The organism is Xanthomonas hortorum (assembly GCF_024339125.1).
GTDB lineage: Bacteria > Pseudomonadota > Gammaproteobacteria > Xanthomonadales > Xanthomonadaceae > Xanthomonas > Xanthomonas hortorum.
In genome coordinates this window covers 2,161,081-2,181,571 of record NZ_CP101417.1, presented here as the reverse complement: position 1 = coordinate 2,181,571, position 20,491 = coordinate 2,161,081, and the positions used below count along the sequence as shown (strand labels likewise).

Annotated in this window: 19 protein-coding genes; 8 read left to right on the top strand and 11 right to left on the bottom strand. The window is 64.2% G+C overall.

The window, feature by feature from the left end:
• Nucleotides 1-16: 16 nt before the first annotated feature.
• The 4 genes from cydB to NMB96_RS09140 all read right to left on the bottom strand — a co-directional run bounded on the left by cydB (nucleotide 17) and on the right by NMB96_RS09140 (nucleotide 4,245).
• Nucleotides 17-1,039: a cytochrome d ubiquinol oxidase subunit II gene (gene cydB / locus NMB96_RS09155; RefSeq protein ID WP_023905328.1), complete on the bottom strand. Its 1,023-nt coding sequence runs from the start codon at nucleotides 1,037-1,039 to the stop codon at nucleotides 17-19.
• The gene (locus NMB96_RS09150) at nucleotides 1,030-2,439 is read right to left on the bottom strand and encodes a cytochrome ubiquinol oxidase subunit I (protein WP_255086720.1); all 1,410 of its coding nucleotides are present in this window, start codon (nucleotides 2,437-2,439) and stop codon (nucleotides 1,030-1,032) included. Before NMB96_RS09150 ends, cydB begins: the two co-directional genes overlap by 10 nt.
• A 277-nt stretch (nucleotides 2,440-2,716) precedes the next feature.
• On the bottom strand, nucleotides 2,717-3,013 hold the full coding sequence (locus tag NMB96_RS09145) for a hypothetical protein (RefSeq protein ID WP_255086718.1): 297 nt from the start codon (nucleotides 3,011-3,013) through the stop codon (nucleotides 2,717-2,719).
• A gap of 587 nt (nucleotides 3,014-3,600) precedes the next feature.
• On the bottom strand, nucleotides 3,601-4,245 hold the full coding sequence (locus NMB96_RS09140; RefSeq protein ID WP_255086717.1) for a DUF4142 domain-containing protein: 645 nt from the start codon (nucleotides 4,243-4,245) through the stop codon (nucleotides 3,601-3,603).
• Between the two features lie 260 nt (nucleotides 4,246-4,505).
• On the opposite strand from NMB96_RS09140, the gene NMB96_RS09135 reads away from it, so the two are divergent.
• Nucleotides 4,506-5,669 (top strand): zinc-dependent alcohol dehydrogenase, encoded by a 1,164-nt coding sequence (locus tag NMB96_RS09135; protein WP_043907799.1) that lies wholly within the window; start codon nucleotides 4,506-4,508, stop codon nucleotides 5,667-5,669.
• Between the two features lie 78 nt (nucleotides 5,670-5,747).
• Here the strand turns inward: NMB96_RS09135 and NMB96_RS09130 are convergent, their stop codons facing one another.
• Complete coding sequence (locus NMB96_RS09130; RefSeq protein WP_006449502.1) at nucleotides 5,748-5,915, bottom strand: hypothetical protein; 168 nt, start codon at nucleotides 5,913-5,915, stop codon at nucleotides 5,748-5,750.
• Between the two features lie 323 nt (nucleotides 5,916-6,238).
• Between NMB96_RS09130 and NMB96_RS09125 the strand changes: the two genes are divergently transcribed.
• Nucleotides 6,239-6,490, top strand: a complete 252-nt coding sequence (locus tag NMB96_RS09125; protein WP_006449501.1) for a YkgJ family cysteine cluster protein — start codon at nucleotides 6,239-6,241, stop codon at nucleotides 6,488-6,490.
• Between the two features lie 9 nt (nucleotides 6,491-6,499).
• Nucleotides 6,500-6,769 carry a hypothetical protein gene (locus NMB96_RS09120; RefSeq protein ID WP_255086716.1) on the top strand — a complete coding sequence of 90 codons (270 nt, stop codon included), beginning with the start codon at nucleotides 6,500-6,502 and terminating at the stop codon, nucleotides 6,767-6,769.
• A 179-nt stretch (nucleotides 6,770-6,948) separates the two neighbouring features.
• Here NMB96_RS09120 and NMB96_RS09115 read toward each other — a convergent pair whose 3' ends face one another.
• Nucleotides 6,949-7,161 carry a hypothetical protein gene (locus tag NMB96_RS09115; protein WP_023905335.1) on the bottom strand — a complete coding sequence of 71 codons (213 nt, stop codon included), beginning with the start codon at nucleotides 7,159-7,161 and terminating at the stop codon, nucleotides 6,949-6,951.
• 281 nt (nucleotides 7,162-7,442) lie between these two features.
• Nucleotides 7,443-8,354, bottom strand: a complete 912-nt coding sequence (locus tag NMB96_RS09110; RefSeq protein ID WP_115039631.1) for a LysR family transcriptional regulator — start codon at nucleotides 8,352-8,354, stop codon at nucleotides 7,443-7,445.
• A gap of 103 nt (nucleotides 8,355-8,457) precedes the next feature.
• Here NMB96_RS09110 and NMB96_RS09105 point away from each other — a divergent pair, with 103 nt between their 5' ends.
• The 5 genes from NMB96_RS09105 to NMB96_RS09085 all read left to right on the top strand — a co-directional run bounded on the left by NMB96_RS09105 (nucleotide 8,458) and on the right by NMB96_RS09085 (nucleotide 14,671).
• The gene (locus tag NMB96_RS09105) at nucleotides 8,458-9,657 is read left to right on the top strand and encodes an MFS transporter (protein ID WP_255086715.1); all 1,200 of its coding nucleotides are present in this window, start codon (nucleotides 8,458-8,460) and stop codon (nucleotides 9,655-9,657) included.
• Nucleotides 9,658-9,941: 284 nt separating this feature from the next.
• Nucleotides 9,942-10,679: a DUF3348 domain-containing protein gene (locus NMB96_RS09100; protein WP_255086714.1), complete on the top strand. Its 738-nt coding sequence runs from the start codon at nucleotides 9,942-9,944 to the stop codon at nucleotides 10,677-10,679.
• 10 nt (nucleotides 10,680-10,689) lie between these two features.
• Entirely contained in the window at nucleotides 10,690-13,353 is a 2,664-nt protein-coding gene (locus NMB96_RS09095; RefSeq protein ID WP_255086713.1) for a DUF802 domain-containing protein, read from the top strand.
• On the top strand, nucleotides 13,350-14,024 hold the full coding sequence (locus tag NMB96_RS09090; RefSeq protein ID WP_255086712.1) for an OmpA family protein: 675 nt from the start codon (nucleotides 13,350-13,352) through the stop codon (nucleotides 14,022-14,024). Before NMB96_RS09095 ends, NMB96_RS09090 begins: the two co-directional genes overlap by 4 nt.
• Nucleotides 14,021-14,671: a DUF2894 domain-containing protein gene (locus tag NMB96_RS09085; RefSeq protein ID WP_255086710.1), complete on the top strand. Its 651-nt coding sequence runs from the start codon at nucleotides 14,021-14,023 to the stop codon at nucleotides 14,669-14,671. The genes NMB96_RS09090 and NMB96_RS09085 overlap by 4 nt, the downstream gene beginning before the upstream one ends.
• A gap of 83 nt (nucleotides 14,672-14,754) precedes the next feature.
• Here the strand turns inward: NMB96_RS09085 and NMB96_RS09080 are convergent, their stop codons facing one another.
• From NMB96_RS09080 to NMB96_RS09065, 4 genes are all read right to left on the bottom strand, one after another.
• Nucleotides 14,755-16,905, bottom strand: coding sequence for a TonB-dependent siderophore receptor (locus NMB96_RS09080; protein ID WP_255086709.1), 2,151 nt, complete (start codon nucleotides 16,903-16,905; stop codon nucleotides 14,755-14,757).
• An 86-nt stretch (nucleotides 16,906-16,991) separates the two neighbouring features.
• Nucleotides 16,992-18,260 carry a DUF3526 domain-containing protein gene (locus NMB96_RS09075; protein WP_255086708.1) on the bottom strand — a complete coding sequence of 423 codons (1,269 nt, stop codon included), beginning with the start codon at nucleotides 18,258-18,260 and terminating at the stop codon, nucleotides 16,992-16,994.
• Entirely contained in the window at nucleotides 18,260-19,696 is a 1,437-nt protein-coding gene (locus tag NMB96_RS09070; protein WP_255086707.1) for an ABC transporter permease, read from the bottom strand. Before NMB96_RS09070 ends, NMB96_RS09075 begins: the two co-directional genes overlap by 1 nt.
• A 10-nt stretch (nucleotides 19,697-19,706) precedes the next feature.
• The gene (locus tag NMB96_RS09065; protein ID WP_023905346.1) at nucleotides 19,707-20,447 is read right to left on the bottom strand and encodes an ABC transporter ATP-binding protein; all 741 of its coding nucleotides are present in this window, start codon (nucleotides 20,445-20,447) and stop codon (nucleotides 19,707-19,709) included.
• Nucleotides 20,448-20,491 lie beyond the last annotated feature (44 nt).

Genomic DNA, 20,491 nt, shown 5'->3' with positions numbered 1-20,491 from the left:
CGGCGCTGAAGTTCGCTCAGTGGTGATGGTGATAGCCCACATCCGCCGCGATCTTGCCGCGAAATACGCGATACGACCACACCGTATATCCCAACACCAGTGGCAATAGCACGACCAGGCCAACCAACGGGAAGATCTGCGACGAAGGCGGCGCGGCTGCCTGCCAGATGGTATAGCTCGGCGGCACCAGATACGGCCACATGCCCAGCACCAACCCGATAAAACCCAGCACGAAGATCGCCAGCGTCAGCAGAAATGGCGAGGCGTCGCTGCGTGAGCGGTCGCTGCTGCGCCATAACGTAAGTGCCACCGCTGCGGTCACCACCGGGATGGGCGACAACCACCAGAAGCTGCCACCCGCGAACCAGCGCGCCATCACGTGCGAACTCAGGAACGGCAGCCACGCGCTGACCAGCACCAGAAAGGTCACCACCACCCCGACCAGCGGCTTGGTCAACTGGCGCGCCAGGGTGTGCGTGCGTCCCTCGGTCTTGAGGATCAACCAAGTGCTGCCGAGCAGCGCATAGCCGAACACCAAGGCTGCACCGGTGAGGATGGTGAACGGGCTGAACCAGCCGAACACCCCGCCGACGTAGCGCCCATTTTCCAGTGCCATACCCTCCACCAGCGCGCCCAGAATGATGCCTTGCGCGAATGCGGTGAGGATCGAGCCCGCGATGAACGACAGCGTCCAAAGCTGTCGCGAGCGTTGCGCTTTGAAGCGGAACTCGAAGGCCACGCCGCGGAACACCAACGCCATCACCATCAACAACACCGGCAGATACAGCCCGGACAGGATCACCGCGTACGCAGCGGGAAACGCTGCGAACAACCCGGCGCCACCGAGTACCAGCCAGGTCTCGTTGCCGTCCCAGATCGGCGCGGCGGTGTTCATCATCAAGTCCACTTCCTGTTCGTCGCGCGCGAACGGCGCCAGCATGCCCAGTCCCAAGACAAAGCCATCCAGCACCACATACATCAATACGCCAAAGCCGATGACGCCAAACCACACCACCGGCAACCAATAGCTCAGTTCCATGGTGTGTTCTCCTGTTCCAGTGCGGTGTCCACAGCCGACAACGGACGTGCCGGGGTATGTTCGCCGCCGGCCACATCCGGGCCATCGCGGCTGGCTTGCGGGCCGGCGCGGACCAGTTTGGTGAGATAGAAAATGCCGAAACCAAATACAAATGCGTAGCCCAGCACGTACACCAGCAACGACACTGCGACGGTCCCGGCCGATTGCGGGCCCATCGCGTCGGCGGTGCGCAGCAGCCCATACACCACCCACGGTTGTCGCCCGATCTCGGTCACGAACCAACCGGCGACCAAGGCGATGAAGCCGGCCGGCAGCATCAGGTTCCAGGCCAGGACCAGCGCTTTTGAATGCAGCCGACCCCGCCACCAGGCGATGGCGGAAACCCAGGACAGCAACAGCATCGCCATGCCCAGGCCGACCATGATGCGGAACGCAAAGAACACCGGTGCGACCGGCGGGCGTTGATCGCGTGGCACCGAGGTCAGCGGGGTGATGTCGCCATCGGTGCTGTGGGTCAGGATCACGCTGCCCAGCCGCGGGATCGCCACTTCATAGTCATTGCGCTCGGCCTCGGCGTTGGGTAGCGCAAACACCACCAGCGGCACGCCGGCGCCGGCTTGCTCGCTGTACCAGTGCGCTTCCATCGCTGCCACCTTGAGTGGCTGATGTTCAAGCGTGTTGAGGCCATGCTGATCGCCAACCATGACCTGGACAGGCAGCACGATAGCGGCAAAGGCCACCGACAGCCGCAACATGCGCGCAGCGTCGGGCAGATGCACGCCCTTGCGCAGGTAGTAGGCCGCCACGCCGCCCACCACGAAGCAGGTGGTGATGAACGAGCCCAGCGCCATGTGCACCAGACGATAGGGGAACGACGGGTTGAAGATGATCTGCGTCCAGCTCACCGGATGCACGATACCGTTGACCATCGCATAGCCCTGTGGTGTATGCAGCCAACTGTTGGACGACAGGATCCAGAACGTGGACACCAGCGTGCCGATCGCTACCATGCAGGTTGCAAAAAAGTGCAGCTTCTCCGACACGCGGCCCCAGCCGAACAACATCACGCCAAGGAAGCTCGCTTCCAGAAAAAACGCTGTGAGCACTTCGTAACTCAGTAGCGGTCCGATCACGCCACCGGCAATGCGGCTGAGCTCTGGCCAGTTGGCACCGAACTGGAAGGCCATCACGATGCCGCTGACCACGCCCATGCCGAAGGACACGGCAAAGATGCGCAACCAGAAAAAATACAGCCGCTTCCATCCCTCGTCGTGCGTGCGTAGCCAACGCCATTCCAGAAAGCCCAGCAGATTCGCCAGGCCGATGGTGAAGGCAGGGAACAGCACATGAAATGAGATGACGAAGGCGAACTGGATGCGGGATAACAGCAGCGCTTCCACAGGAATCTCCCTGGTGCCGAGAGAGCGAAGATGCGTCTACGGCGGCACTAACATGGTGACGAACCTGACGATCGTCGTAGTGATCGTATGGTCGAGACTGATGTGTAGGTCAGTGCGTGGTGCTTCCACTTAACGCTTCACGACGTGCCAAGTAGCAAGCGTGTAGGCATGCGACAGCATGGGCTGCACTCGAACGCCTGTAACGTCGATGCGGTCGCTCCGCTTTGGTGCGTTCGGCATCCTTGCCCGCGTCCGCTGACCCGTCTCGGTGCGCCGACTACGCGCTGCGCAGATGCCGCAGGCAGCGCGGCGCCAGCCAGTCGGCAAGGGCCGCATTGGTCGAACCCGGCGTCAGGCACAGCGCCTCGCGCGCCGCCTTGATCGCTTGCGGTTCGGTCAAGTCAGTCTGCGCGTTGTAGGCCTTGCAGACTGCGCGCACCGTGCCTTCCGGGATGCCATCGAAGGGGTGATAACCGAGCTGGCCGCGCCGGTGCTGGTCCCTCCAATACGTTAATTCGCTTTGTACATCGGCGTGTTGTACATCGAAGTTGCGATGTACCGAAACTGCATGCATGAGACACCTCGCGCGGCTAAGTCGAAGAGCAATGTTTGCGCGTAGAAAGTACGTTGCTGTGAAGATGGCCTGCACGCTTTCTCCACACGGCAGGCGCCGCAGGGGATAACACCTCAGGCCCCTACATTCACTCGTCGAATGGCCTAATGCAGCACTCGGCGTCTTCTCACATCTGCGCTACCGATCCTCCGCTCGCGATGCGATAGCACAACGAAATGATCGATTGATTGAGCCGACGACGCGCATGAAAAGAGTGGCTACAGCGCGCAGCCGCGCCACGCTTCAAACAAAGACAGGCAGCCCTGGCTGCCTGTCTCTTCTGCGCTGCGCGATGATCAGTTCGGAATTCGATACTCGCGCCAATAAACACATTGCCCGTTACGTAAGCTGACCGCCCGAGACCATCATCGAACATCACAATTTTGAGGGCTTTAAAATGGCTCATAAAGCGTGGCCGACATCTGTGAACTGGTCGCGAAAAAAATTCTTATTGAGATAAGAATGTACGAAGTGATACATCCCACATCGGGCAACGCTCTCGTCCACCTGCCGACTACGCAGCCGCTTACTTCTCTCAGTTACTTCTCTCAGTGCTGCTGGGTCTGCTTAGCACTGAGGGCCTTGGCATGGTCCAGATGCTCGGCGATGGTATTACGTGTGCGCTGCAGTTCCTTGCCCAAGTCGCTCGACCCCGGCTCGCTGCTCAATTGCGTATCCAGCAGTGCCAGCGCCTGCTCATGGCTGGTCACGCTGGCCTGCAGGTACTGCGTTTCGAATTCCTTGCCGTTCAACCCGTCCAGACGCTTGCGGGTGCCGTCCGCACGCGCGGATGCGGCTTGCGCCAGGGTGCCATTGCGGTCCGGCGCAAAACGGCTGAGGTCGGTCAGCGCGGCGCTGTGGGCTTCATCCATCTTGCGTGCGAACTGCAGCGATTCGCCGCCGATGCCCTTCACCACAGCCAGTTGCGCCAGCGTGCGCTCCTGCTCGTTGAAGATGACCAGTGCGCCCAATGCCTGCTTGCGATCGGTGGAGATGTTGGCGTCGGTGCGTAGCGGGTCGCCATGCGGTGGCGTTGCGCTCTTTGCGGCAGGTCCGGTCAACGTGGTCTGTTGAATGTCGCGGTCGCTGCTGGTGTCACTGGTCGCATCGGTCGATTGGCCCTGACGACGCTGCCATGCCTTGTATGCCACATAGCCCACGGCGCCGGCGGTTACCATCTTGAAAAGTCCCATTACTGCCTCCTGAGTGATCGTTGCTTGGCGATCATTGATTGTCGGGTTCGCATCGCGATGTGTGGAATGACTGCAAGCGATTTGACGAGTGACCTCAGGGTGCGAGTGCGAGGGTTATCCAGACGTGACTTGCGCATCAACGCGGCGTCGCCAATCGGACGCGTCCACACCATGCGCACGCTGCGTGCTGATGGGCTTAACGATGCTGCACGAACACTGCATATGTTGCCGCGCATCGACGGCCTTTTCGGGAGATCTCAATGCTTGCCCTCAACTATCACGGCTCACGCGATGTCCGGGTTGAAACCGTGCCGGATCCGGTTCTTGTCGAACGCGACGATCTGATCCTGCGCGTCACCGCAACCGCCATCTGCGGCTCGGATCTGCATCTGTATCGCGGCAAGATTCCCGATCTGCGCCATGGCGACATTCTCGGCCATGAATTCATGGGCATCGTCGAAGACGTTGGCCCCGATGTCACTGCAGTCAAACCCGGCGACCGTGTGGTGATTCCGTTCGTGGTCGCCTGCGGGCGCTGCTTCCATTGCGCGCTGCAGGAATTTTCCGCGTGCGAAACCACCAACACCGGCAAGGGCGCGGCATTGAATCACAAGGACATGCGCCCACCGGCGGCCTTGTTCGGCTTCAGCCATCTCTACGGTGGTCTGTCGGGCGGGCAGGCCGAATACGTGCGTGTGCCCAAGGCCAACGTCGGGCCGCTGGTGGTGCCCGATGTCCTGCATGACGAGCAGGTGTTGTTCCTGTCCGACATCTTGCCCACCGGTTATCAAGCCGTGGTCGATGCCGGCGTCAAACAAGGCTCCACCGTGGCCATCTTCGGCGCCGGCCCGGTCGGTCTGATGGCCGCAGCGTGCTGCCGCATGCTGGGTGCCGAACGTATCTTCATGGTCGACCGCCACGCGTATCGGCTCGACTTCGCCTCCAAGGCGTATGGCGTCATCCCGATCAACTTCGACGAGATCGACGACCCGGCCGATGTGATCGTCTCGCAGACCGATGGCCGCGGCGTGGATGCCAGTATCGAAGCGGTGGGCTTCGAGGCCGAAGGCAGCGCGGTAGAAACCGCACTGACCACCTTGAAGCTGGAAGGCAGCAGCGGTGTGGCGATCCGGCAATGCATCGCGGCAACGCGTCGTTGCGGCGTGGTCAGCGTGCCGGGCGTGTATGCCGGCTTCATCCACGCTTTCCTGTTCGGCGATGCGTTCGACAAGGGGCTCACCTTCAAGATGGGCCAGACCCATGTGCAAAAACATATGCCGCAGTTGCTGGAACATATCGGCAACGGCGACCTCAAGCCGAGCGCGATCATTTCGCATCGCATGCCGTTGGCCGACGCAGCGCGCGGCTACGAATTGTTCGACAAGAAGCAGGACGATTGCCGCAAGGTCGTGCTGACGCCGTAACCATTGGCGAACAGGCAAACACAAGCGGCGCAATCGATGCGTGCGCCGCTTGTCTATCTCACTCGTTTGGGATGCGGATCAATCCAGCGGCTTGGCCGGTACGAACGGCGACACCGGATCGCTGGCCGGAAAGGTCTCTTCCAGCGCATCGTCCTGCAGCGCATCCTGCTTTTCTTTCTCGCTGCGCTGGTCGTCATGATCGCTGCTGTGGTCGGGCGTGGACAAGGTTTGATTCGAGGTGCTCATCGAGGGTTTCCTGGCTGGGTGGATGCAGACTGCGCCACGCTACGGCGACGCAGCGATGACGCAGGTGAAAGCGGTCTTCGCATCGAGGCGACAAAGGCAACGCATTCCACAAGCCCGCTGCGCTGCGCGCCTGCATCGCCTGCGCCTCGGCGTAACCTCCAAGCCATGCAAAGCGAATCCGAGGGCACGGTTCACACCCCGGCACGCCCAGGGTGTATGGTGCAGAGGCGGCCGGAGCCCGGTGTCGCCTTCACTACTATCTGGCCTTCTCCATCAAGAATCTCTGCGAACGCTGCGACGCCGTCTGTTGCCGGCTCACCGTCATGGTCGACTCAACCGACCGCATTCCAAACCATCTGACCACCGTGACGCCGCAAGGCTGGCACGTGATGGCGCGTGACGAGGAAGGCTGGTGCGTGGCCATCGATGCTGCGCGCATGTGTTGCTCGATCTACGACACACGGCCGGCCATCTGCCGCCGTTTCGTCATGTCCGGCCCGTATTGCCGCGACGTGCGTGCCACCTACGACGATCAGCGCCGCCGGGGCATTCCCTTGACGCTCTACAACGCATGAGGATTTGCGATGAATAATTCCCGCCGCCAGTCGATGACCGTGAGCAATCAGCCAGGCAAGCCGCGCTTGTCCGAACAGCGCCTGGCTGCTGATCTGGAAGCGTTTCAGCAGTCCGGTGGCGCGATCGAGCGTCTGGGCGACACGCCGCTGCGTCGTGACAAGAAGCGCGGCGAGTCCGACGCTGCACCGGCTGCAGCCGTCGCCGCAAAGCCGGCCGTCAAGACAACCGACGCGTCTGAAGAAACGACAGAGACAACCAAAACAACCGACGTCAAGTAAGCCACGCGTCGCAGCGGCAGCGCACTTGCGCTGTGGCTGTATGCCGGATGCGGGTGATGGATAGCGCGCTGCGTGCACACAGCAGTCGGCTAAGAAACAGCGCCAGCCATCGTCGGCTTCGACAACGGCCTGCGCCTGGCAGGCAAACCGGCATCGCCGGCAAACGACGCAATCGGCAGTTACAGCAACTGCGCGTGCTTGATCACGCCAAGCCCCTGCGCCAGGGACGCCATTTCATTGGCCAGCGCGATCACGTCGCCGCCGGCTTGCGCGGCACTGGTCATGATGCGTTGATACGCGTCCCAGAAGTCCGGTCCATTGCCATAGGCATCGTGGAACCCTTGCAACTCCAGGACCATGAGATCGGACACTTGCATGTCGGAGCGATCCATTGCGGTCACCTCGTTGGGGAGTCGTCCCCGGCCCGCAGCCTACACGCGTTCACCTTACAAAACAGGGTCGACCGCAAGACAGCGGATTTTAAGCTGAATTGGTTAGAGAGCACGCGCACACCGGCGTGAGTGGCTCGATCTGGCGTGCTGCAACGTGCTGCTGCGTGTAACGACGCTCTTACCAACGCGCATCTTAGAATTGCGCTGCAACCAACGCGCGTGGATGCATAGGGTGCACAACCCGATGCAGCGCACGCCTCAGGCTTCGCCACGCGCGGCCATCACGCCGCATCCTGCAAGCCCTGCTGCAGACATTCCAGCAAGCGGCTCAGCTTGGGCAACAACTGGCGCGCGCGCATCCAGACCAGATGCAGCGGCAGGCCTTCGGTGTCGCACTGCGGCAGCACTGCGACCAGGCTGCCGCGCTGCAGATGGTGATCGATCAACCAGGTCGGCAGTTGCGCGATGCCCAGCCCGGCCGCCACCGCATCCACCTGCGCTTCTGCATTGCCGAACACCACCCGCGCGTCCATCGCGCGTTGTTCCACCGGTCCTGCGCCATGCCGCAGCAACCACGGGCTACTGCTCCCATCGGCCTTGCCGTACAGCACCGCGTCGTGCGCCAGCAATGCAGCGATGCTGTCGGGCGTGCCACGGTGCGCCAGATACTGCGGCGCGGCGCAGAACACGCGTTTTTCATGGCCCAGGTAACGGTGCCCCAGACTGCTGTGCCACTGATCCGGCCCACCGATGCGCACTGCGATATCGATGCCTTCTTCGGCCATGTCGACGAAGCGATCGGTGAACGAAATGCTTGGCTGCAGGCCGGGATAGCGCTGGAAGAACGGCAGCAACACCGGCAACACCTTGCGCCGGCCGAAGCTCACCGGCAGGTCCAGCCGCAGCCGGCCGGTGGGCGCCTGGCCTTCGGCGCGCAGTACGTGCTCGGCCTCTTCCAGCTCGTCGAGCACCTTGACGCAGACCCGGTAGAACGCCGCGCCGGCATCGGTCAGCGCCAGACGCCGGGTGGTGCGCGCGAACAGGCGCACGCCCAGGCGTGCTTCCAGGCGGGCAATGGCCTTGCCCACTGCCGAGCTGGTCAGGCTGAGCCGCTCGGCGGCGGCGGTGAAGCTGCCGGCATCGGCGGCGCTGACGAAAATGTCGATGCCTTTGACGCGTTCGGAAGGATGCATGACGGCACATTGAAGAACTGAAGTCCGCAATGTACGGAAAATACTCCCGATATACGACTTTAATTCTTTCCTATCATGGCCAGCCCACACTGCGGCGCATGCCATGTCTGCTGTCCGTTCCACCACGTCCACCGCGTCTGCCACCAACGCGCCGGCCACCACGCGCAGCGGGCTGGCGATCTTCATCCTGGCGTTTGCCGCGTTCGTGATCGTCACCACCGAATACCTGATCGTCGGGCTGCTGCCCGGCCTTGCGCGCGATATGGAAATTTCCATTTCCGCCGCCGGCCAGCTGGTGACGCTGTTCGCCTTCACCGTGATGCTGTTCGGCCCGCCGCTGACCGCGTGGCTGTCGCACGTGGATCGCAAGCGCCTGTTTATCGCGATCCTGCTGGTATTTGCGGTCTCCAACGCGGTGGCCGCCTTGGCGCCCAACATCTGGGTGCTGGCCTTCGCGCGTTTTATCCCGGCGCTGGCATTGCCGGTGTTCTGGGGCACCGCCAGCGAGACCGCCGGGCAACTGGCCGGGCCGCGGCACGCCGGGCGCGCGGTATCGCGGGTGTATCTGGGCATTTCGGCGGCGTTGTTGTTCGGCATTCCGCTGGGCACGGTGGCGGCCAACAGCATCGGCTGGCGCGGCGCGTTCTGGATTCTGGCCGCCCTGTCGCTGGCGATGGCCGCCGCGCTGGCGGTGTGGATGCCGACGGTGGCCCGCAGCGCACGGGTGAATCTGCGCCAGCAGGCCGGCATCTTCACCGAGCGCTTTTTTCTGGCCAATGTGGCGCTGTCGGTCGTGGTCTTCACCGCCATGTTCACCGCCTACACCTATCTGGCCGACCTACTGGAACGCAGCGTGGGCGTGCCGGCGGCGAACGTGGGCTGGTGGCTGATGGGCTTTGGCGCGATCGGTCTGATCGGCAATTGGCTCGGCGGCCGGGTGGTGGATCGCTCGCCGCTGCGCGCCACCGCGGTGTTCCTGCTGCTGCTCGCGCTGGGCATGGCGTTGTGCGTGCCGCTCGCCAAGACCGGGGTGCTGCTCTCTCTGACCCTGGCGGTCTGGGGCATTGCCTATACCGCGCTGTTTCCGATCAGCCAGGTGCGGGTGATGAACTCGGTGACCCATTCGCAGGCGCTGGCCGGCACCACCAATGTGTCGGCGGCCAATGCCGGCATCGGCATCGGCGCGATCATCGGCGGGCTGGTGATTCCGGCCTGGGGGCTGGGCAGCATCGGTTATGTGGCCGCTGCGGTGGCGCTGCTGGGCGTGGTGCTGATTCCGTTGGTGCATCGCGCCCGGCGTTGAAGGAGGGTGTTGCGGGCCAGGCGCATCTGGCCCGCAGCTGTGGTTTCGCTCGATGCGCGTGGCCACGAAAGCGTGCCGAGCCGGATACCGCCGCAGACGGCCCTGTCGTTGGGTGCTGCGCGCCCGGTCTGACGCAACAGTGCGCGCCGAAGTCCCTTTCGCTCCCTCACACCAGGCCGGCTGAATGCCGCCAGGGTCGGCCCTGCGGGCAGGCCCGCAACTGCCATGCAAAGCGCCGAATGGCGCACATTCCCGTGTAAAATGCGCGGTCTTTGATCGGAAGAATGGCGAAAGTTTCTCCACGGGCGCCCCTCTCGGGCCCGGCGTTCATTCGCCTGCTTGCTCGCCTCAGCGACGTCCACGTTGCCCAGTCCAACCACGCGCTTGCCGACCGGCTGAGCCAGTGGATCGACTGGACGCGCGCGGTGGCTGTGTCCAAGGCGCTGGATGGCAAGCTGCCCGAGACCGACGATCTCCCCGAGCCGCGTCCTGCCGATGCCCAGGCCTGCGCCCGCGTGCGCGCCGGGTTGGCGACCAGCAGCGTGGCCGATCTGGATGCGCTGGTCGTGCGTTTGCGTGCCGAGGCGCGCAATGCCGCCGATCTCAACGCGCCTGCCCCAATGCCCGACTACGCCCCCTTCCGGCAGCACTACCTCGCCATGCAACGCGCGATGCGCACCGCCACCGGCGATCTGCGTGGCCGTCTGCGCGACATGCTGGCGCTGACATCCGGCGAGATGGCGCGGCTGGCCGAAGTGGATGCGGCAATGGAACTCACCCTGAGCCCGCGCGAGCAGAGCTTGTTGAACACCGTGCCGAGCCTGCTCGGTACACATTTCGAGCGTCTGCGCGATGCCGCGCAAACCCAACATTCGCCAGCCGATAGCGATCCCCCTTCACGCGCAGTCTCCGATGGCTGGCTGGATGTGTTTCGCAAAGACATGCAGAGCGTGTTGCTCGCCGAGCTGGATGTTCGTTTTCACCCGATCGAAGGCCTGCTTGCAGCGCTTCGTACCCGCTAACTGGGACCTCATGTTCAGAACTCTCGTCCACCTGTGTGTGTTTCTCGTCGGCCTGTTGGCGGTTTGCTGGGTCGGCATCGGCTATCTCGGCTCCAATCCGCTGGGCGCCTGCATCGCAGCGGTGATCGGCGCCTGTTATGTGGCCGGCGCATTGGAGCTGTACCGCTATCGCCAGGCTAGCGCGACGCTGGACGAAGCCGTTGCGGCGCTGACCACCGCGCCATCGGCATTGAGCGAGTGGCTGGAGCGTCTGCATCCAAGCCTGCGCAACGCGGTGCGCCTGCGCATCAAGGGCGAGCGCGTGGCGTTGTCCGCACCGGTGCTGACGCCGTATCTGGTCGGCCTGCTGGTGTTGCTGGGCATGCTCGGCACCTTGCTCGGCATGATGGCCACGCTCAAGGGCACCGGCTTCGCATTGCAAAGCGCCACCGACCTGCAGGCCATTCGTGGCTCGCTGGCGGCACCAGTGGAAGGCCTGGCGTTCGCGTTCGGCACCTCGATTGCCGGCGTTGCGACCTCGGCGATGCTGGGGCTGTTGTCGGCATTGTGCCGGCGCGAGCGGCTGCAGGTTGTGCAGCGGCTGGATCTGAAGATCGCATCCGAACTGCATCCGCACTCGGACGCGCATCAGCGTGGCGAAGTGTTCAAGCTGCAGCAGCAGCAAAGCGCCTTGATGCCGACGCTGATCGATCGCCTGCAAACGCTGATGAGCAGCATCGAACAGCAAAGCATCGCCGCCGATGAACGCCTGGCCGCACAGCAGGCCGAGTTCCACGCCAGAAGCGAAGCGGCGTATGCGCGCCTGGCCACGGCGATGGAGCAATCGCTGCAGGCTGGCGTGGCAGAGAGCGCACGCGCGGTAGGCGCGGCCTTGCAGCCGGCGATGGAAGCCACCATGGCCAGCATCGCGCGCGACACCGCCGCGCTGCAGGAGCGCGTCACGCACGCCGTGCAGCAGCAGCTGGACGGCATCACCAGCGGCTTCCAGCACAGCGCCAGCGCAGCGGCCGAGCACTGGACCACCGCCCTGGCTGCACAGGAACGCGCGCAGCACGCGCTCAATGCGCAGCTGCAGACCACGCTGGAGCAGATCGCCCAGCAGACCACCGCATTGCAGGATGGCGTGGGCACGGCCGTGCAGCAGCAGTTGCACGGCATCAACGCAGGCTTCCAGGCCGGTGCGCAGAGCGCAGCCGAGCAGTGGCAAACCGCATTGGCCGCACAAGAGCGTGCGCAGCAAGCGCTCACCGAGCAGCTGCGGCACACGCTGGAACAGATCGATCAGCGCAGCATCGCTGTGCAGGACGGCGTGACGCAGGCGGTGCAGCAGCAGTTGAGCGCACTCAATGACGGGTTTGAACGCAGCAACGCCGCCACTGCAGACAACTGGGCGGCAGTGCTGGCCGAGCAGCAACGCGCAAGCGCAGCGTTGAGCACGCGATTGCACGCCACGCTTGAGCAACTTGCGCAGCAGACCACGGCGCTGCAGGACGGCGTGCAGCAGGCCGTGCAGCAACAACTCGATGGCCTGAGCAGCGGCCTGGAAACCAGCACCGCCGCTGCAGCCGCCACGTGGACCGCGGCAGTGGCCGAACAGCAACGTTCGAATCACGCGCTCACGCAGGAATTGCAGACCACGCTCACGCAGTTCGCCAGCACCTTCGATGCGCGTTCCAGCGCCTTGGTCGATGCAGTATCCAAGCGCATGGATCAGTCCAGCAACGAGACGGCCAGTGCATGGACCGACGCACTGGCACAGCAACAAGACGCCAGCGCGGCATTGGCAAGCCAACACCAGAACGCACTCGCTGCCGCCACCGCCAGCTTCGATGCGCATGCCGCTGCCCTGGTCGGCACCTTGCAGCAATCGCATACCGACCTGCAGGCCGCACTGGAAGCCCGCGACACCCAGCGCTTGGCGCTGTGGAGCGAGCGTTTTACCGCGATGAGCGCGGACCTGAGCACGCAGTGGGAACGCACCGGCGAGCGCGTGACCCAGCAACAACAGGCGATCTGCGACACCCTGGCCAGCACCGCCAGCGAGCTGTCCACGCAGGCGCAGGCGCAGGCCAGCGCCACCATTACCGAAGTGTCGCGGCTGATGCAGATCGCCTCCGAAGCGCCCAAGGCCGCCGCCGACGTGGTGGCCGAGCTGCGCCAGAACCTGTCCGAGAGCATGGTGCGCGACACCGCCATGCTGGAAGAGCGCAGCAAGCTGCTCGCCACGCTGGATACCTTGCTCAACGCGGTCAATCACGCCTCCACCGAACAACGCGAAGCGGTGGATGCGCTGGTCACCACCTCGGCCGATCTGCTGCAACGCGTGGGCACCCAGCTCACCGAACAGATCGGCAGCGAGACCGGCAAGCTCGGCGCAGTGGCCGCGCATGTCAGCGGCAGCGCGGTGGAAGTGGCCAGCCTGGGTGAAGCCTTCGGCATGGCGGTGCAGTTGTTCAGCGGCTCCACCAGTGAGCTCAACGAGCGCCTGCAACACGTGGCCAGCGCACTGGATGCCTCGCTCGCTCGCAGCGACGATCAATTGGCGTATTACGTGGCACAGGCGCGCGAGGTGGTCGACCTCAGCATGCTCTCGCAAAAGCAGATCATCGAAGAACTGCGTCAGCTCGATCGCGGTCGCAGCGATGCCGATAGTAGCCAGGCCACCACGGCATGAGCGATGAGATCGACATCGACGGCGAATCGGGTACACCGATCTGGGCCGCCTTCGGCGACCTGATGTCGGTGTTGCTGGGTGCGTTCGTGCTGATTCTGGTCGGGGTGATCGGCGTGCAATTGCAGCTTTCCAGCCGCCTGGACGAAGAGGTCAAGCAGCGTCAGGTCGAAGCGCAACGCCGCAAGACCTTGGAGCAGGCCCTGGCCGCACCGCTGGCCGCCGGCCGCGTGACCCTGGTCGATGGCCGCATCGGCATCCGCGGCAATGTGTTGTTCGCCTTCAATTCCGACCAATTGCAGCCGGAAGGCCGCGAGGTGCTGAAGACGCTGGCCGCACCGTTGAAGGAGTACCTGAGCTCACGCGAAGAGATCCTGATGGTCAGCGGCTTTACCGACGATCGCCCGGTGCTGGGCGGCAATCGCCGCTACACCGACAACTGGGAACTGTCTGCGCAACGCGCGCTCACCGTGACCCGCGCATTGATCGCCGAGGGCGTGCCGGCTTCGTCAGTGTTCGCTGCGGCGTTCGGCTCGCAACAGCCGGTGGATTCCAATGCCGATGAGACGCGCCGCGCCAGGAACCGGCGTGTGGAGATTGCACCGATTGCGCGTCCTTCCACCTCGCGCGCTTCCGCCACGTCACAGCCAACACCGGCCGCAACCACGCGATGAGCACGCAGGCGACCTCCGCACACGCGCGCCTGGAGCGCTGGCGCGAGCAAGGTGCCGATCAGCTGGATCCGGTGCATTTCCATCTGATGGAAACACTGGCAGCACGTGCCGGCACGCAGGCGGATGCGGTGCGCGAAGTGCTGGAAGAAAAGCTGCGCAACTTGATCGATGCGTATGCGGCGGCAATCAAGAAAGCAGCGCGCCGTCGTGCAACTACCGATACCGCGCAGCCGTTGCAACGCAGCGCGCTTGGCGCGTTGGCCGACCAGATGGCAGGCCATGCGGCGTTGATGGAGGTGGACAGCAGAAAGACCGCCACACTCGATGCCACGCTGTTTCCCGAGCTGCCGGCGCTGGAGGATTTCCGCCGCACCTGGACCACCGTGCGCACCGCCAGCCAGGTGCGGCAATCGCTGCAGGACGCCCCTAAGGACGCCGGCCCGCTCAATTCCAGCGTGCTGGTGCATCGCTGCATCAGCCTGATGCGCGAATGCTCGCCCGGTTATCTGCAGCACTTCCTCGGCTATGTCGACGCGCTGTCGTGGCTGGAGCAACTGCACAACGGCGGCGCGTTGGCCAGCGATGACGCCGCACCCGCCGCGCCTGGCAAGAAGCGCAGCAAGCGTCCGTCCACGCGTCGCAGCTAAGAGCGACTAACAAGACGACTGACGACCGCTCGCTACGTTTTGTTAGCCGCTCTAAGAGCAACCGATCGAACCCACGGTCCGTCTCAGAACCGCAACCGCACACCCACCGTCCAGCTGCGTGGCGCGCCGGGATACACCCATTGCTCGCTGTACGAGAACGCGGCGTAGCGGCGGTCGGTGAAGTTTTCGACCTTGGCATACAGGCGCAGCCGCTCGCTCAGATCGTAGTGGCCGACCAGGCGCCACACGGTATACGCAGGCAGCACGAAATCGGTATTGCTATCCACCGAGCCCAGCCGCTCACCGGTATGCGAGACACCCACGCCCACCGCCGCACTGCGCTTGTCGGTCAACGGCTGCTCGTAGTTGACGAAGGCATTGCCACTGAAACGCGGCACATTCGGAAAACGTCGTCCCTCGGCCAGGCCGGTAACGGCGGCGGCCTCGCTGCTGCGCGTCACCTGCGAGTCGGTGTAGGCCAGGCCCACCGATGCGGCCAGGCGCGGGGTCAGCCGCCCGAGCAGATCCAGCTCCACACCCTGGCTGCGCATCTCGCCCACCGGCAGCGAAAAACTGGTGTCGGCCGGATCCAGGCTCAGCACGTTTTTCTTGTCGATGCGGAATGCCGCCAGCGTCGCTTCCAGGCCATCGCCGGGCTGCACGTATTTCAAACCGGTTTCCAGCGAACGGCTTTTCTCCGGCGCAAAACTCTGCCCGTCCGCCCCCACGCCACTGTTGGGGCGAAAGCCCGCCGCCGCGCTCGCATACAGCGACAACGCATCGTCGACATGGAAGATCACGCCCGCGCGCGGGCTGACCACGCCATCGGAGGCGCGCTGCGTGGTGCCGCGCAATTGGTTGTCGAGATCCTGCTGATAGTGGTCGTAGCGCAGGCCGAGCAAGGCCTTCCAGCGCGCGCCAAGATCGATCTGATCCTGTGCATACACGCCCCACACCTGTTGCCGCTCTTCGGTGTCGGTGATCGTGGCCAGCCGCCCCGGCTGAGCCACACCGTACTGCGGTGCAAGCACATCGATGCTGTACGGCGTGGCGGCCGAACGTGCGCGCTGCTGAAAGCGGCTGTCGTCGAAGCGATTGCCATCGACACCGAACAACACGTTGTGGGTGACGCTGCCCGCCTGCAAGGTGCCGAGCAATTCGGCACGCCCGGCGATATCGCGGCCCTGGTAATCGCGGTAGCGACGCTCGCGGCGCAGCGTGCGGTCGTCGGCCTGCAGCGTCCATGGCTCGGTGGAAAAACCGCGCATGCCGCTGTCGCGATAGGTCGCCCCGCCCTGCAACGACCAGGTCTGATTCAAGCCGTGCACCACAAACACCTGGTGCCCGGTGGAGTGAAGATCGATATCGCCATCGCGCGGTTCGCCCAGAAAACGCGACGCCGGCAGCCGATTGGCATCGCCATCGATGGCGGTGACGCCACGATCGAACGGCGCGTGGATGCGCACGAATTCCAGCTCATACGACACCGTGGTATCGGGCGTGGGCATCCATAACAACGACGGCGCCAGCAGCGTGTTGTCGCTATCGACGGTGTCGCGGAAGCTGTGCTGATCCTTGTACATCGCATTCAGGCGATAGGCCAGGTTCTCGCCCAGCGGGCCGGTGCTGTCGACCGCAGCGCGATAACTGTCGAAGCGCCCTGCGGACAGATCCACACTGTGCTGCGGCTGAAACAAGGGCTTTTTGGTGACGATATTGACTGCCCCACCCGGCTCGCCGCGCCCGTACAACGCCGAGGCCGGGCCCTTGATCACTTCGATGCTTTGCGTGTTGGCCGCATCGCGCAGGCCGTTGTAACCGCGGCTGGCATTGAAGCCGTTGACCATGTAATCCGAGCTGAAATTCGGGTCGCCGGTGAAGCCGCGCATCGAGTAGCTGTCCCACAGACCGCCCAGGTTATTGGCCTTGGTGATGCCGCTGGCCATCTCCAGCGCGCCGGCCAGATCGTTGACACCGGCATCCTCCAGCAAGGTCTGATCGAGTACGCGCGCACTGATCGGCAGATCGCGCAACGGCGCATCGGTCTTGGTGGCGCCGGTGACGCTCAACGCGCGGTACGGCGTGTACTGGCTGCGCACCTGTACCGCATCCAGATCGCGCGCCTGCGGCTCGGCGGCGTGTGCGTCGGCGCAGGCAATGACGCATGCGCAGGCCAGCATGCTGAGCAACGGCACGGTGTGTGGCATGCGTTGGCGCGACGAGAACACGGACATCGGGCAGGACTCCTGAAGGACCCAGGCACGCAATGCCCGGGTCGCAAGTGAAAGAACCAAAGGTGATGGGTGAAACGCAACGGCCGCTATGACGAGGGATCGGCCCTTGCATCGAAACGCGGCGCTCGCCCGAAGTCCTCGCGCGTAAATGGCCGGTCGCGAAACAGATAGCCGTAGTAGAACGTCCGCAACGCCTGGTGATAGGCGCGAATGCGATCTTGATAGGCCAATTGCGCACGCAGATCGGTACCTGCCAGGCGCGTCAACGCCGCCTGCAATGCAACCGGCGGCAATACGCTGGCCACACGCTGCGCCAGCGCTTCGCGTCGTTGCAGGCCTTGCCGATACGCCGCAACCTGCGGCGCCACCTGCTGATCGCCGTTTTCATGGAAGGCGAAATACCACTTGTAATGGAACGCGCTGGTCAGCGGCGCAGAATCTGCCCACTGCGGGTTCTGCGCGTAGAAGGCCAGCATGGTGTCCTGCCGCGGAATATCCCAGGCGTGGTTGACCGCCTCGCGCTGCAGCCGCGCGATCTCGCTGCCTTGGTTGACCGGCACCGCCTGATTGATCGCCACATGCGCCAGCGCCGGTGCGACCAGTGCCAAGACGACCCAGCAGCTCGCCAAGGCGGTGGCATGCGCGGCGGGGCGCCAGTGGATGCGCCCGACCAGCACCGCCAGCAACACCCAGAACAGCAGATAGGCGCAGCTCAGTGCCAGCACCGCGAGTTGTTGCAGCAGCGGCACTGCATTGAGGCTCGCGGCAATGGCAAACGGCACGCTCAGGCACACCAGCACCGCAGCGGCACGCACCACCACGCGCCGTACCAGCAACGCGGCTCCGGCACCCGGCAGCGCGGCCAGCATGCGTGCGCGCCCGGCCTCGCGTTCGCCCGAGCGCAGATCGAACAGCAACGCGATGACGAACAACGGCAGCAAAAACACCAGCACAAAGGCGTAGTCGAAGCGCCCGGCCAATGCGAGCTCCGGGTTGTAACTGTCGCCATCGTGGATCTGCGCTTCCAGCCCCAGCGCGCGAACACGCAGGATGTACGGCGAGACATCGCGCATGCCCACTGCGGCGAATGCCAATGGCGAAGGGACATCCCAGGTCGGGTGGAAGCTGTAGTAAGCCGCGCTGCCAGCGTCGTTGGTGCGCGCCACATAGTCCTCCACCGCTGCGATGTCTTCCTGCTGCAGCGCTGCGATACCTGCGATGTTGTCGCGCTGCGCAGCGATGACGTGCTGGCCGGAGATCAGGCTGCACACCGTCAACAGGGCAAGCAACAGCAATCCGGCCATCGCGGCAGGTGCGCGCAGCAACAGCAGCAGTTCGTACTTCCACAGCACCATCAGCGCGCCACTCCCACACGCCGGCCGGCTGCGATCAGCATGCACAGCGCAGCCAGCAGCCAGGCACCGACCAGACCGAGCGCAGTGCCTGCGGCACGCAGCACCTCTGTCGTGGCCGGGGGCTGGAAGGCAAACACCGGAATCTCATGCCAATGCGCGGAGGAGATGCGCTTGCGCTGGTCGGCGCCCGCATCCTGGGCGGTGTCGTCGGCCATGCTCACGGAATCGGCCTGCATTTGATTGAGCTGCTGCACCAGCGTGTAACGGTAACGCTCGGCCTGGATAAGAAAGCGCTCATGTGCGCGCAGATCGGTTTCCGCCAGTGTCATCGAGAGTTCGCGCAGGGCAACCGTTGGGCTCAGCAGGGCGAACGTGCGCACCAGCAGATTCTGTTCCTGCTGGATGGCCGAATCACGCGCGGCATACCGTTCGAACAGGCTCGATGTGAGCCGCTCGCCTTCCAGTGCGAGCAGGCCCTTGTAGTTCACCGGCAGGTCTTCCACGCGCTGTACGCCGTAGCGTGTCAGGGTCTGCTGCTTGAACTGCGCAAAGTGCGGATCGTCCGGGTTATGGCTGTCGCCGAGCGTGCGCAGATCGCGCTGGATCGCCACATCGGTTTCCAGCCGCGTGGGCAATCGATACGCGGCACTGGCCACATCCGGTGCCACGCGCGGCACCAGCAAGGCCAGCCACACCCACACCGCCAGCGATACCAGCAACGCATCGCGGCCGCGCCGGCACAGCATCGACACCGCCAGCACCAGCGCGCACCACACCAGCAGATAGACCGCATACGCCAGCACCAGCAGTGCGACCCGCAGCGCCTGGCCCGGCAACAACGCGATGGGCACCAGCCCGACCAAGGCCGGCAACAGGCACGCAGCGGCCACCGCGGCGAGCGCGACATATTTGCCGCCGAACAATTGTCGGCGCGTCGCGCCCTGCAACAACAACGCACGCAGCGTGCCGGTTTCCTGCTCGCGCGCCACTGCGCCATAGCCCAGAAACACCAGCATCAGCGGCGCCAAGACCTGCAGCACAAAGGCAGGCGTCAATTGACCGAAACGCACCAGCAGCGAGCTCTGACGCACGTCACCAAAATTGGCGGTGTTCTGGCGATGGCCTTCCAGAAACATGCTGTTGCCGGTAAACGCATCCACGCCCGCATCGAACGCGGCCAAAGCCGGCAGCGGGCGATAGATGAAGTGACCGTAATGCACCACCCGATGCGGATGGCGGTCCGGCTGCGTTTCGAAGGCCTGCTGCGCGGCCAGTTGCTGACGTGCACGAAACTCGGCCACTTCACGTTGATGATGCGCAGCGGTCAACGCCGCCACCAGCGTGAGCAGCATCAGCAACACCACACCGATGGCGGCGGAACGGTTGCGCGCCATGAAGCGCAGTTCTTCGCGCGCGACCAACAGCACAGGACTCATACGGCAACGCTCATGCAGCCTGATCCTGCGGGCGCGCGAAGCGTGCATGCAAGGTGCGCACATCGAAGCCGCTGTCGCCGGCGCCGATTTCTTCGGCAATACGTCCGTTTTCCAGAAACCCGATCCGGTCGGCCACATCCACCGCACCAAGCAGGTCGTGGGTGACCATCAGCACCGCACCGCCGCGCTCGCGCACACTGCTGACCAGGCGGTTGAAGTCGGCGATGGCGCGCGGATCCAGGCCGGAGGTGGGCTCGTCCAGCAGCAGCACCGGCACCTGGCGCAAGGTGGCGACCGCGATCGCCACTTTCTGGCGCATGCCTTTGGAAAACCCCGCCAGCCGCTGGCTCCAGGCTTCGCGTTGCAGACCGGCAGCGGCGAACGCCTGGCCGATCTCGGCCTGGCTGCGGCGTTGGCCGGCGAGCGCGAGCAGGTAATCGGCATTTTCGATTGCGCTCAGATGCTCGTAGAGCGCGACGTTTTCCGGCAGATAGGCCAGCCGCGCACGCGCGGCGCCGGGGTTGGCGACCGGGTCGATGCCATCCACCAGCAAGCTGCCGGAGCTGGGTTTGACGAAACCGAGCAAGGTGGAAAGCGTGGAGGATTTACCGGCGCCGTTGCCGCCCAATAAGGCATAGACACTGCCCGGCGCGACCTGCAGATTCAGCCCCTGCAACACCGCGCGGCCGCGGTAGGCCACGTGGAGGTTGCTGACGGAAATCGCGGGGGTCGGTGTAGCGCTGAAGGGCATGATAAGGAAGCTCGCCTACTGAAATGATATGTTATCACATTAGA